General features: G+C 40.2%; 13 protein-coding genes. 8 read left to right on the top strand and 5 right to left on the bottom strand.

What is annotated here, in order from left to right; genetic code table 11:
* Positions 1-56: 56 nt before the first annotated feature.
* The 7 genes from pyrH to B649_RS08940 all read left to right on the top strand — a co-directional run bounded on the left by pyrH (position 57) and on the right by B649_RS08940 (position 7,815).
* Complete coding sequence (gene pyrH, locus B649_RS08970; RefSeq protein ID WP_015654206.1) at positions 57-767, top strand: UMP kinase; 711 nt, start codon at positions 57-59, stop codon at positions 765-767.
* Between the two features lie 19 nt (positions 768-786).
* Positions 787-1,002, top strand: a complete 216-nt coding sequence (locus B649_RS08965) for a DNA-directed RNA polymerase subunit omega (protein ID WP_015654205.1) — start codon at positions 787-789, stop codon at positions 1,000-1,002.
* A 21-nt stretch (positions 1,003-1,023) separates the two neighbouring features.
* The gene (locus B649_RS08960) at positions 1,024-3,183 is read left to right on the top strand and encodes a RelA/SpoT family protein (RefSeq protein WP_015654204.1); all 2,160 of its coding nucleotides are present in this window, start codon (positions 1,024-1,026) and stop codon (positions 3,181-3,183) included.
* A gap of 3 nt (positions 3,184-3,186) precedes the next feature.
* Positions 3,187-4,389 (top strand): tyrosine--tRNA ligase, encoded by a 1,203-nt coding sequence (gene tyrS, locus B649_RS08955; RefSeq protein ID WP_015654203.1) that lies wholly within the window; start codon positions 3,187-3,189, stop codon positions 4,387-4,389.
* Positions 4,386-5,477, top strand: coding sequence for a nitronate monooxygenase family protein (locus B649_RS08950; RefSeq protein ID WP_015654202.1), 1,092 nt, complete (start codon positions 4,386-4,388; stop codon positions 5,475-5,477). Before tyrS ends, B649_RS08950 begins: the two co-directional genes overlap by 4 nt.
* 8 nt (positions 5,478-5,485) lie before the next feature.
* Complete coding sequence (locus B649_RS08945) at positions 5,486-7,063, top strand: N-acetylmuramoyl-L-alanine amidase (RefSeq protein ID WP_015654201.1); 1,578 nt, start codon at positions 5,486-5,488, stop codon at positions 7,061-7,063.
* 86 nt (positions 7,064-7,149) lie between these two features.
* Positions 7,150-7,815, top strand: coding sequence for a hypothetical protein (locus B649_RS08940; RefSeq protein WP_015654200.1), 666 nt, complete (start codon positions 7,150-7,152; stop codon positions 7,813-7,815).
* Positions 7,816-7,821: 6 nt separating this feature from the next.
* On the opposite strand, the gene B649_RS08935 is transcribed toward B649_RS08940, so the two are convergent.
* Positions 7,822-8,349 carry a hypothetical protein gene (locus B649_RS08935; RefSeq protein WP_015654199.1) on the bottom strand — a complete coding sequence of 176 codons (528 nt, stop codon included), beginning with the start codon at positions 8,347-8,349 and terminating at the stop codon, positions 7,822-7,824.
* A gap of 20 nt (positions 8,350-8,369) precedes the next feature.
* Positions 8,370-8,780 (bottom strand): hypothetical protein, encoded by a 411-nt coding sequence (locus tag B649_RS08930; protein WP_015654198.1) that lies wholly within the window; start codon positions 8,778-8,780, stop codon positions 8,370-8,372.
* 573 nt (positions 8,781-9,353) lie between these two features.
* Between B649_RS08930 and B649_RS12295 the strand changes: the two genes are divergently transcribed.
* On the top strand, positions 9,354-10,679 hold the full coding sequence (locus tag B649_RS12295; protein WP_015654197.1) for a helix-hairpin-helix domain-containing protein: 1,326 nt from the start codon (positions 9,354-9,356) through the stop codon (positions 10,677-10,679).
* Between the two features lie 594 nt (positions 10,680-11,273).
* Here B649_RS12295 and B649_RS08915 read toward each other — a convergent pair.
* The 3 genes from B649_RS08915 to B649_RS08910 are packed head-to-tail and all read right to left on the bottom strand — an operon-like array spanning position 11,274 to position 12,466.
* Positions 11,274-11,693 (bottom strand): hypothetical protein, encoded by a 420-nt coding sequence (locus B649_RS08915; protein WP_015654195.1) that lies wholly within the window; start codon positions 11,691-11,693, stop codon positions 11,274-11,276.
* On the bottom strand, positions 11,683-11,820 hold the full coding sequence (locus B649_RS12605; protein ID WP_291750878.1) for a hypothetical protein: 138 nt from the start codon (positions 11,818-11,820) through the stop codon (positions 11,683-11,685). Before B649_RS12605 ends, B649_RS08915 begins: the two co-directional genes overlap by 11 nt.
* Entirely contained in the window at positions 11,813-12,466 is a 654-nt protein-coding gene (locus B649_RS08910; protein WP_015654194.1) for a hypothetical protein, read from the bottom strand. Before B649_RS08910 ends, B649_RS12605 begins: the two co-directional genes overlap by 8 nt.
* Positions 12,467-12,643 lie beyond the last annotated feature (177 nt).

The following is a 12,643-nucleotide window of genomic DNA, read 5'->3' as shown; positions in this document are numbered from 1 at the left end:
AAAGTATAATACGCGTAATTTAAAGGGCACATCTGAGATGCTTTGTAGGGAGTTGTATGGGCTATAAACGTGTTTTGGTAAAATTCTCCGGTGAGGCATTGGCGGGTGAGAACGGTCACGGTATCGATACGAAAATTCTCAAATTTATTGCGGGTGAGATTAAAACACTCGTTGATGCAGGGATAGAAGTAGGGATCGTTATCGGTGGCGGTAATATCATTCGCGGTGTTACGGCAGCAGCAGATGGAATTATCCGTAGAACTTCAGGTGATTATATGGGAATGCTGGCAACGGTAATCAATGCAATCGCTATGCAAGAAGCATGTGAACATGAAGGGATGCTGGTTCGTGTTCAAAGCGCGATCAAGATGGAACAAATTGCCGAAGCGTTTATCGTCCGTCGTGCAACCCGTCATTTGGAACGCGGTCGTGTGGTGATTTTCGCCGCAGGAACCGGGAATCCGTTTTTTACTACCGATACTGCCGCGACTCTTCGTGCGATTGAAATTGGAGCTGAAGTTATTATCAAAGCGACCAAAGTAGACGGTGTTTATAACAAAGATCCTAAGAAGTTTGATGATGCGATCAAACTTCCTGCTCTAGGATATGAGGAAGCATTACAAGATCATATCAAAGTAATGGACGATACCTCTATCGCATTGGCGAAAGAAAACAAGTTGCCGATCATCGTATGTGATATGTTCACACCGGGCAATCTTCTCGAAATTAGTCAGGGTAACTTGTCACGTTGCTCTATCGTAAAATAAACCTAAAAGGACATCAACCATGAGACTCGAACAACTCACTGCAAAAGCACTTGAAACTGCTAATATCGACCGTTACCAATTGGCTATCGCTGTCGCAAAACGCTCCGAAGAACTTCTAAACGGAGCGACGACAAAATTAAACGTGGATGTTAAAAAAGCTAAAACAGCGGATATCGCTTTGATGGAAATTGCTGAAGGGCTTATTTCTATCAAAGGTTTCGTACCACGAGACTAATTTTCACTTAAAGCGGCATCATTGAATACCATCGACATAGAAAAAGTAACCGGAATCAATGATGTTGAGGGTGCAGTAGCACACCTCTATAAACATATCAACCCCTCTATTGCGATTCAAAACGCACTCACCTTTTCAAAACAAGCTCATCATAATCAATTTCGTAAAAGCGGTGAGCCCTACATTGTCCATCCGGTTTTAGTCGCCTCAATAGTTGCCAATATGACCGGTGATGAAGCGATGGTCATCGCTGCGCTGCTGCATGACGTGGTGGAAGACACCCATATTACGATCGAAGAAATCTCACGTGATTATGGGGACGATGTTGCCCATTTGGTAGAGGGATTGACGAAGATCGATACGATTCGTGATGCCCAGCTGATTCCGTCGAACTCTGATGAAAAACTGGTCGTTTCGGCACTGTCGTTTCGAAAAATGCTCATCGCATCGATCGAAGATGTTCGTGTATTGGTCGTAAAGTTGTGCGATCGCCTTCACAACATGCTGACTTTAGGGGCTTTGGCTCCAGCGAAACAGCATCGTATCGCCGAAGAAACTCTTGTTGTTTACTCCCCGATTGCGAGCCGTTTAGGAATCTCTTTTCTCAAAAATTTGTTGGAAGATTTGAGTTTTCAGTATCTTTTTAGCGAAGAAAAACAGGCTATTGATATGTATATGGAGGAGAACTTCCGCTCTATCAATACGCGTTTGAGTGATTTTTGCGAAAAACTGACCAAGATGATGCTGGAAAACGGGTTTAATGAAGACGATTTTGAGATAATAAGCCGTGTCAAACACCACTACTCGATTTATCTTAAAATGCAGCGTAAAGGGATCAGTATCGATGAAATTCTTGATCTCTTGGCGATCCGTATATTGGTCAAAAAGCCGATTGACTGCTACCGTGTTTTAGGATTGGTTCATCTGAATTTTCAGCCGCTATCTTCACGTTTTAAAGACTATATTTCGATTCCAAAAGAGAACGGATATCAGACATTGCATACGAGTGTATTTGACTCGACCGCAATTTTCGAAGTGCAGATTCGTACGTACGAGATGCATAAAACGGCAGAACTCGGTGTTGCGGCACACTGGAAGTACAAAAGTGGCGGGAACAACCCGATCAGTCTCGATTGGCTCCATAATCTTCAGTATCAAAACGAATCGGTCGAAGCGTTCTACGAACTGATCAAAAATGATCTTTTCAGCGAAGATATCAGTGTTTTTTCTCCGAAAGGAAAACCCTTTACTCTTCCTCGCGGAGCGGTGGCACTCGATTTTGCGTATGCGGTACATACCGAGATCGGTGATAGTGCCGAGGGGTGTTTGATCAATAAAGAAAAAGCATCGCTTCTGAGTGAATTGCATAACGGCGATATCGTTAAAATTACGACGGGATCGAAAAAAATCAACCGATGCAGTTGGATCGATGCCGTTAAAACCTCTCGAGCCAAAGCAAGTATGCGGGCCAATTGCAATCAGCGTATTCGTGCGATTGATACTGAATCGGGGATCAATATTTTGAGCACTATTTTTAATATGGATCCTGTTCGTATTGAGGAGTTGTTCAGTGAAACGCATTTGGAAGAACAGCGTCATCGTATCCCGAGCGAGCTCGATTTACTCAAAGAGACGGTGAACCGTTTTACCCAAGAATTGGGTGAAAACAACCGCTTTAGTGCCTTTTTATCCCGTAATCGCTTTAGAGTTAAACCGTATGTGTTTGCATCATTGGAAGTCTACTCTAACAATAACGTAAGTGACGCAGTATTTGATTATTGCTGTCATCCAAAAACAGGGGATGAAATTGTTGCATTTTTGCAAGATGGAAAAGCCCATATTCACCATAAAATGTGTAAAAATGCCGCAGGGATGATCGATCGCAGAGAGCCGATGGTGTTTGTGCGCTGGAAGGCACAGCATTATTTTCGTTACCACCTTATTATAAGCATGCAAAGTGCAAAAGGGGTCCTCGCCGATTTGCTCACCTATATGGCAAAAATGGGGGCGGATATCAACAGTATCGAACTGGGTAAGGAAAAATCGGAACATACGCAGTACTGTGAAATGGAATTCCAAACCCTTGAGGCAGATATCAATCGCCTGCGCTCCAAATTGGAGAAAAAAGGGAAAATCATACAATTTTTTCGGACGGATGATGCGTACCGAAGCCAAGGATAAATCATGATTCAAACAGCATTACGAGAAATTAGACGCGGCACTGCCGAAATTATCGATGAAGTACGACTCGAAACACTCCTCAAAAACTATTTTGAAAAAGGGGAAACCTATACGGTCAAAGCAGGATTTGATCCGACCGCACCCGATTTGCATTTGGGACATACGGTTCTTCTTCAAAAACTCGCGGCGTTTCAAAAATTTGGAGGGCATATTCAGTTTTTGATCGGTGATTTTACGGCGCAGATCGGTGACCCAACGGGGAAAAGTGAAACCCGAAAGAAACTGCTTCCGGCTCAGATTCAAGAAAATGCCCAAAGCTATAAAACTCAAGTGTTTAAAATTCTCGATCCTGAAAAAACGACGGTTGTTTTTAACGCTGATTGGATTAATCCTCTCGGTGCGGCGGGAATGTTGGAACTCACTACCACCTATAACGTTGCACGGATGTTGGAACGCGATGATTTTGACAAACGCCACAAAGCAGGAATTTCGATCTCCATTAGCGAATTTTTATATCCGTTGCTCCAAGGGTATGACAGTGTTCATCTGCGCAGTGACATCGAGATCGGTGGAACAGATCAGAAATTCAACTTGCTTATGGGCCGCCATTTGCAACGGGTGTATGAGATCGGTAAAGAACAAGCGGTACTCATGATGCCGATTTTAGAAGGTCTTGACGGTGTTCAAAAGATGTCTAAATCACTGGGGAACTACATTGCGGTAGCGGATGAACCGAATGAGATGTTTGGAAAAATACTCAGTGTTAGCGATACATTAATGTGGCGTTATTATGAACTTTTGAGTACTCAAAGCCTTGATGAGATTGAAGCGCTTAAAACCGGAGTAGAAAACGGCTCGCTTCATCCGAAAAAAGTGAAAGAGGCGTTGGCTCTGGAAATTACGGAGCGTTTCCACTCTAACGAAGCCGCTTTGGGTGCTCAAGCTGAGTTTGAACGGGTTCATGCACAGAGCGAAATTCCGAGTGAAATGGATGAATTTACTCTTCAAGGGCCGATTTGGATTGCAAAAGCTTTGGTCGATTGTGCTCTAAGTCCATCTACTTCTCAAGCCCGTCGGGAGATTAAGCAAGGCTCTGTTAAAATCGATCAAAACAAACTAAGCGATGAGCAATACCAACTTGAACTGGGTGAGTACATCCTTCAAGTCGGAAAACGAAAATTTGCGCGATTAAAGGTAACCCAATGAGCTTCAAACCAATTCAAATCGGCAAGCACACCATTAAAATTCCTATCGTTCAAGGTGGAATGGGTGTCGGTATCAGCTGGGATAAACTTGCCGGAGCCGTCTCTTTTGAAGGGGGGCTTGGGGTAATCAGTTCGGTTGGAACAGGATATTATGAAAATAAAGTACATGCGGATAAATTAATTGCTAATCGTCCGTTGGATGCCGAGAATTTTTATTCCAAAAAAGGGCTGCATGCAATTGTTAAAAATGCCCGTAAAATCTGCGGAGATGCTCCGTTGGCATGCAATATTTTGTATGCGATCAACGATTACGGCCGTGTGGTAACCGATGCGTGTGAAGCAGGAGTCGATATCATTATTACCGGTGCCGGTCTTCCGACCAATATGCCTGAGTTTACAGCCGATTATCCCGATGTTGCATTGGTTCCGATCGTCTCCTCTCCAAAAGCACTTTCGATTATCTGTAAACGTTGGCAAAAGCGTTATAACCGTCTTCCTGATGCGGTTATTCTTGAAGGTCCTCTCAGCGGCGGACACCAAGGTTTTACGTATGAGCAATGTGCAATGGAAGAGTATCAACTCGAAAACCTTGTCGCTCCAGTAGTGGAAGAAGCGGCTTTATGGGGCGGTATGCCGGTTATTGCTGCCGGTGGAATCTGGGATAAGAACGATATTGATGCAATGATGGCATTGGGTGCAGCGGGTGTTCAAATGGGGACTCGTTTTATCGGAACCTTTGAGTGCGATGCCCATGAGAATTTCAAAGAGGTTCTCCTCGCTGCTAAAAAAGAGGATATCACTTTAATGAAATCCCCGGTCGGATATCCAGCACGCGGCGTTCGTACTCATTTACGCGATCTTATTGATACTCGAACCGGTCCTTCTATCAAATGTATCTCTAACTGTGTCGCACCGTGTAATCGCGGTGTTGAAGCTAAAGAGGTAGGGTTTTGTATTGCAGACCGTTTGAGTGACGCCTATTTGGGAGATAAAGAGCTTGGATTGTTCTTCTCGGGAAGCAATGGATATCGTATCGATAAAATCATCTCCGTCAAAGAATTGATGGAAAAACTTACTCACGGGGAGTAAGTGAGCGCGTGCTGAGTCGTATTGTTTTTCTCGCTTTATTGATTTTTACTTTGCTGGGTGCAAACGATAATGCACGTCTGGAATCGGCCAAAAAGGCACTTCAAAGCAGTGATGAGATTGAACAGTTCCGAGGGTACAATGAGTTTAAAACCATTTATCTTCGAGCGACGTTGGATAAAAACAGTGTGGTAGCCAATGAAGCTTTAGAGGGGATTGTTGCGGGGGGAGAAAAGCTTGGCATTGATGTGAGCAAATACCAAACGGATTTGGCGAAGATTAAAAAGTCAGTCAAAAAAGCTGAGCCTCTTATAAAAACACAAGCTATTGCCGAAATTCCGAAACACTCGGTAGACGTTCCTTCGGTGATTTATGACAAAACATTCAAACCCGCATTGGTAGCGAGTAAATTCAATACCCCTGAACCTGAAAAAATGATCAAGCTTGAACCGATTCAGCGCACAGATGAAATATCTCTCACCATGCGTCACCGCCTTTTGAATGCGCAGTGGAAAGACAAAGGGCTGGAGCTTCTTTTTGATACTCCGATACAATCGTCGGAAGTTCGAATGTCCAAAATCATCGAAGCCGATAAACAGCGGTTCCGATACATTATCGATATCGATTCATCTACGCTCTCCAAAACTCAAACGCTAGAACACCAAAGTATTAATCGCATTAAGATGGCTCAGTTTGATTCTAAAACACTACGTCTGGTTATTGAACATAATCAAGCGATTTCGATCAAACCTATCGCTAAAGGGACGTCCCTTTATATCGATCTCTCCGTAGAGACTTCTAAAACGACTCCTCCTCTTGCAACGCCTGTTGTTGCTAAACCTGAGGTACAAGAACCTCCATTGGTTGCCGCACTTCCTCCATTGATCAGTGTAACTCCGAGAGACCGAAGCAAAAAAATTATTGTCATTGATCCAGGGCATGGTGGAAAAGACAGCGGAGCTATCGGAAACGGTTTTATGGAAAAAGAGGTTGTTTTGCAGATATCGAACCAGCTCAGTGAAAAACTTCGTGCACTTGGTTATACCGTTTATATGACTCGGACAAATGATACGTTTATTGAACTCAAAGACCGTACAAAATTTGCAAACAACAAAGAAGCGGATCTCTTTATCTCGGTTCATGCCAATTCTATTCCTAAAACGTCTGATCCAAACGGAGCACAAGGAATTGAAACCTACTTTCTTTCACCGACACGAAGTGAGCGCTCCATGCGGGTTGCGGCGCTCGAGAACTCCGAAGAGATGGAAGAGATGGGTCAATATGGAAAACTCAGCTTTTTGAGTTTTTTGAACAAAGAAAAAATTATTGCTTCGAATAAAATGGCGATAGACTTACAAAAAGGGATGCTTGGCAGTTTGAGAAAGCAGTTTCCTTATGTTCACGACAACGGTGTCCGTGAAGCCCCTTTTTGGGTTTTGGTCGGTGCACAAATGCCGGCAGTACTGTTGGAAGTGGGTTATATAAGTCATCCTGATGAATCCGCACGCATTGCGGATGAAAAATATCAACGTTGGATGGTTGATGGTTTGGTGGAAGGCGTTGGCCGCTATTTTGTCAACAATATTTAAAATCCATCGCTCTACAACTCTTTAGTATTCACTATTAATACACAAATAACTGTTACAATACTCCTATTACACTCAAAGGAGTCATTATGAAAACAACAGCGTATGCTTTTATGTTAGCCGGAACCCTTCTTTTCGGAGCAAATTTTGATATAGGGGTTTCAGGTTCGGATAGAGGAATTGATGGATTTTCCCTTTCCATTGGAGACTATTACCGTGTCCCTTATCAGGAGGTGATCGTAGTTGAACGACGAATTCCGCGAGAAGAGGTAGGGGTAGCCTATTATCTTGCACGGCATGCGCATCGGGATGTTGGATTTATCATTGATTTACGATTACGAGGTCAGAGTTGGTGGGATATTACCATTCGTCTTGGGCTTGATCCTCGAAGTATTTATGTTGTAGATACCCGTCGAGCGTACGGTCCACCATACGGTAAAGCCTATGGATATCATAAAAAACACCGTTTACATGACCGTGAGATTGTAGATTTGGTCAATGTCCACTTTCTCTCCGATTATCATCGTATCAGCCCTGATGAGGTGATTGAGCGTCGTCGTGGCGGCGATCATTATGATCGTATCGATCGACATTACCGTGACAATCGCAAAGAGATTCGTGAAGACCGCAGAGAGATTCGTGAGGATCGACGTGAACTGAAAGAGGATCGCAGAGAATTGAGAGAAGATCGTAAAGATTCACGGGACGATCGTGGAAATGGAAACAAAGGCCACGGTAATCCGCACGATCGTTAATGATTTTTAAATATCTTCGATCAAACGTAATGATGCGGGATTTTCCCGCACAAAAGTTTGCGCTTCTTCCGTAATAGGACGGTTGGTAGCGTAGATACGTATAACTGATCGGCTTTTTAACATTGGATTATGATCGATATATACGCTGCATTCTGAAATAAATAGTTGCAAATCGAGTTTTTTTACCTCTTTGAGAATATTTTCACTTCGTATAAGCAATAGCTCTTTCTCTTTTACTCCGATTAGATCTATCCCTTTCGCTTTCGGTGATTCTGTTAGTGAATAACCTTGCTCCATGAAATACGTACTCACTTTTTGACGGAAATCTTCATGCGCTATGGGCTGGAATGTTTGCGATTTTAGGGGTGATACAACAGAAGGTGTTTCAGCTTTTAGGAGGGATTGGGTCTCTTTTAGAAATTGTTCTTTTTGCAGGAATTCTTTATTCGCTAATTCCCGCTTTTTACGAGAAATGATCATCATGACCCAATACCCTACAGCGACAATGACGAAGAGGGCAAGCAGGTTAGCCATGATTTCTCTTTATACCCTTTTTATCGGTCGAGGATATCTTCAGTTTCGATTCGAATAAAAGGATTCTTACGGGTTTCAGCTAAAATCTGCATCAATCGGTTTATAACGCTTAACGGAGATTTTGTCGGATTAAACGTATCGAGTGCAATGCAGGTAGTGGCAGCATTAAAATGGTTATCCAAATTGTGAATGATATTTTGAGATGCTTTGTATGCATTGTCTTGCGTGGTAAATGCAAAAATAATAAAGTAGTGATTCTCATCTAACTGTATCAAGTGATCAGAAATTCTAACATAGTTTGACAGTTCTACAAGACTTAAAGAGTTTGCATGGTAGAGAATTGCAAACGTTGAATTGACTTGAAATCGTTCATAATGATAGTAAGTTTTTTTTATGAGTACGTTGATTCGATTGGTTATAGGATCGCTCATAGTTGTCCAGAAAATAATTTTTGTTAGTATAGCTTACTTTTAGAACGTTATTAATCTATTGTTTAAAAAGAGGAATATGAGTGATATGAATGTGATAGGATGAAAGTTCTTCTCGTGTGAAGTTTGTTATAGAGGATCTCTGTGGCCGAGGAGAGATTCGTAATATCCCTATTTTACGATGTTTTAAAGGTGTCAATAAAAAATAGGTACATTAAAAGGTACATTAGCTAAAAAGCGACTCTAAAAATTCACCCTTTTGATAGTCTCATTATATCGGCTCATAACTTAATCATATCACCTCAATACTTCTTTTTTGCCGTTCTCAATTTTGTGATTCGTTCCCCGCTTCCCTCTAAGGAATACTTTAGGCTCAAATTTGAGCGCATCATCATGATATTAATATTCTAATATTTTGCTATTGAACGGATTTAAAAATCAATGTTTTACTTACCTCCATAACGACGGTGTAGTATTTAATAAAAAATACACCTTTCACCTCATCGATAACAATTTTACACTTATCAAATCATTAGTAAGATATGATTGTTAGACTACTTAGAAAAAGGTTTATCCATGAGCTATGTTCTCTTAACGGCTTTTCTTCTATTCATCATATTCCTATTTGTGAAATTTCAAAATAAAAATACCAATAGTACCGCCTCTAATAATCTGAATGACAATACAATCATCAAAGCACAAAAAAATATTAACCCAAATGCTTTTAAGATGAATGATAAAGTCTTAGCTCCTCATAATTTTGTGCCTATAAAAATCATCGATAATGACAATGAGTTAGAAAAGATAGTTCCCGATTTTGAGCATCGAAAGGAAGACGTAACCAGTGAATTAATTTCTCGGTTAGGTGGTGCATTGCCTAATGATGTGATTTGGGGTCTTTTACAACAATTATATTTAGAGTTTTTTATTAAGGATCATAAAATATTTTTGAACACTGCATATCAAGAAGGTTTACTTCTACAAAAAGAAAAAAAATATAAACAAGCAATATCTCATTATTCATACGGTTTATATTATCTTATGAATTTTTATAATGCTCCACTTAACCCTACTGCCCACTTAATCGATTTTGTCTCAAATGAAACTCAATTAATAGAAATGGCACAACAAAAGTTTATCAATAAAATACAACTTTGCATGGAATATGAAAATCTCAATCTTGAGGAAGTTAAGGATTTGTCTCTCAGTTTAATAAATAGAAGTCCGTTGCCAAATTTATCTTCTCAGCAGTTCATTATGAAAATTCAGACTCACTTTCATATCAGAGGGAAGAATGAAAATAAGGGTGTACAAGCTCAAGGATTTCAAGATTTAGTTACTTCTTCAAACTATTCTGACCTTTTTAAAGGATTAGAATTTAATGCAACCATACAGTTTAGGACTCCGTTGGAAGTACTAAAACATCATGGAGAAATTTATAAAGGTAGTGGAGAGCCTCCAAAATATGCTAAAGAACAATGGCATGGTATGTGGTTGCCAGTGTTAAAAGAAAAATATGACCTATTCACTCATACAACTATATCTACAGATTTAGGTGCTTTATCTTTCGATGAAGTTAATCTTTACTTAGATTTTTTAATCAAATTTCATACAATTGCTGAAAGCGAATTAGACGTAGAAGAAAAAATAGTGCAGATTAATAAACTCAATAAAAATGATTCAAATTTTAACAAATATTATAAATTTTTTGATAGTAAAGAATTTTTAGAGTCATATTTCAATCTATTAATCAAGAATATCCTCCCTGCTAAAGCTACAAAAAGCTTAAATGATGCAGGTTATAGAACATTGAAAGATTTAAAAGGAGCTAATCCTAAAGAGCTGTTAAAATTAGATGGTGTAGGGAAAGCAACAATTGATAAGTTATCTAATTATCTTTAAAGTTTTGTATAAATTTTAATATCATGGAAATAGACGTTTCGCGGGTATTGAATTGTTTTAACGTAGTATTGAATTTAAAGCGATACATCCCCATGATGTTGGGGCATTGTCGGGGTGTGTCCAAACTTGGACGGACTATTGATCTATCTTTGAATGTTAAGTTTTATTAAGTTTTCTATGGGATTTTTAGGGGATTTTTTAGTGTGTCCTTTTATCGACAAAGTACCGTATCAAGGGGGTTTTACTGTGTCCTTTTTGCTTCCTTTTTCTCTCAAATTTTACCCACTTTATTTAAGTCACTTTATCCTCATTGATTGCTTGATAGCTTTGTATTCCCTTTTAGAGATAAAGACGTGATTATCCATTGTCTTAAAGAGTTTCCCCACCATACTCAAACGATGATCTACAATAGCGTTTAATTGAGCACTTGGGGGATTATCTTCAAGTAGTAAGAACGACTTATAGTTTATGTCTGCTATAAGACATAAAATATCAATATCACTCACCCCTATCTCTATTTTAGTTTTGGAGCGATTGAGAGACTTTAACGGTTTAATCTTGGGTACGCTTTGGAGTAAAGAGAGTGTTTCCAGTTTATTCAATCTCATTGAGTTTGACCGTTACCGCTTCTTTTTTACCCGTGTATTCGCACGTAGAAACTAAACCCGTATCAATGAATGAGGTTTGTTTCTCTATCCGCTCCAGTTGTCCTATGATGTCGTTTCTTACTGTTGCAAGGTCTTTGAGTGTCGCACCAGTAAAGTCAAAATTCTCTATCGCTTCATCGATCTTGGAGAGGTGTTTGAGTAGTTGTTCATATTTTGCCCGTGTCGTGTATTGATACTCTTCTTTGAGTGATGCAAGGGATTGAAATCTCATATCACTTAAATCATCTTTGAACAGTCGTCCCCATTGTATCAATGTCTTTTTAGTCGTCTTTAGCTCAATGGCTATTTTGTCGAAACTCATCCCCGACGCTCTGAGCTGTAAAAACTTCTTTTGTTTATCGTTCATTTTCTCCCCTTGGATTTTTAAACGTGATTGTTATCGCCGTATCTTTTAATAATGGATATTGTCTCATTATCGCCTTGATCTTCTTTTTCGCTTTTGCTTCGAGTGCTTTGCGTTGCTTCTTATCCATGTGTCCCTCTTGTTAGGTCTATGATCTCTTTCATATTGTGAAGCGGTATCGCTAAATATCGGGCGTTGGGTATTGTCACCTTAAACTCTATGCGCCATAATGGAGTATTTAAACCGTTCTTTAGTGCCTTATTGTAGATGATGACTTTTTCGATCATTTGAATGTTTGGCGTGTTGATGTAACGGCTGTCTTTGTAAGGTGTGAGGTTAAACCGCTTTGATAGCTCCTCAAGGTTTGGCGGTGTCGGTGTATCGTAACATACGTCAATCTCTGAAACGTCCTTGAGAATGCTTAAAATGCTTTTTACGGTGTGATTGTTTGGAGCGGATGAGGTGTATTGCTTCATTCCGAAAATGACCATAACGGCACGGCGATATTTCGGCGGTGTTGATGAATTGAAATAATAAATGTTTTCACGCTCAAACTGATAGGCACTTGTTATCTCATCATCATTGAGCCTCTTTTTCAGTTTTGCCGAAATGTTAGAGGAGGGTGTAATTTTATTCCAGTGACCCAAACAATCCAAAGCCTCTTTTTTGTGTTGCTTTGAGAACTCTATCCGTATGGTGTCAATCGCAAAATCTGTTCCGTGATCTTGGTTAAAATCATCGAGATAATTTTCAATCTTTTCGAGTAATTCGTTCATAATCAACCCGCTTTTTTTCTTGGCTCATTTATTAGATTTTAGAATAGTAATACCACTACACTACGGGGGCGATTTCTTAAAGTGCATCATTTAGGCACTTTTACCAAACCAAACAAAGCCCCGCCCCGCTGTGGATTGAGGCTTGTTTTTGTGTATCTCTTTACCCCTTTGACCTCA

This window comes from Candidatus Sulfuricurvum sp. RIFRC-1 (assembly GCF_000310245.1).
GTDB lineage: Bacteria > Campylobacterota > Campylobacteria > Campylobacterales > Sulfurimonadaceae > Sulfuricurvum.
This window is presented reverse-complemented; position numbering and strand designations above follow the sequence as displayed.

Bases quoted from the DNA above. Each gene is read 5' to 3' on its own strand.
- pyrH (WP_015654206.1), top strand. From the start codon at position 57: ATGGGCTATAAACGTGTTTTGGTAAAATTCTCCGGTGAGGCATTGGCG.
- B649_RS08965 (WP_015654205.1), top strand. From the start codon at position 787: ATGAGACTCGAACAACTCACTGCAAAAGCACTTGAAACTGCTAATATC.
- tyrS (WP_015654203.1), top strand. From the start codon at position 3,187: ATGATTCAAACAGCATTACGAGAAATTAGACGCGGCACTGCCGAAATT.
- B649_RS08950 (WP_015654202.1), top strand. From the start codon at position 4,386: ATGAGCTTCAAACCAATTCAAATCGGCAAGCACACCATTAAAATTCCT.
- B649_RS08940 (WP_015654200.1), top strand. From the start codon at position 7,150: ATGAAAACAACAGCGTATGCTTTTATGTTAGCCGGAACCCTTCTTTTC.
- B649_RS08935 (WP_015654199.1), bottom strand. From the start codon at position 8,349: ATGGCTAACCTGCTTGCCCTCTTCGTCATTGTCGCTGTAGGGTATTGG.
- B649_RS08930 (WP_015654198.1), bottom strand. From the start codon at position 8,780: ATGAGCGATCCTATAACCAATCGAATCAACGTACTCATAAAAAAAACT.
- B649_RS12295 (WP_015654197.1), top strand. From the start codon at position 9,354: ATGAGCTATGTTCTCTTAACGGCTTTTCTTCTATTCATCATATTCCTA.
- B649_RS08915 (WP_015654195.1), bottom strand. From the start codon at position 11,693: ATGAACGATAAACAAAAGAAGTTTTTACAGCTCAGAGCGTCGGGGATG.
- B649_RS12605 (WP_291750878.1), bottom strand. From the start codon at position 11,820: ATGGATAAGAAGCAACGCAAAGCACTCGAAGCAAAAGCGAAAAAGAAG.
- B649_RS08910 (WP_015654194.1), bottom strand. From the start codon at position 12,466: ATGAACGAATTACTCGAAAAGATTGAAAATTATCTCGATGATTTTAAC.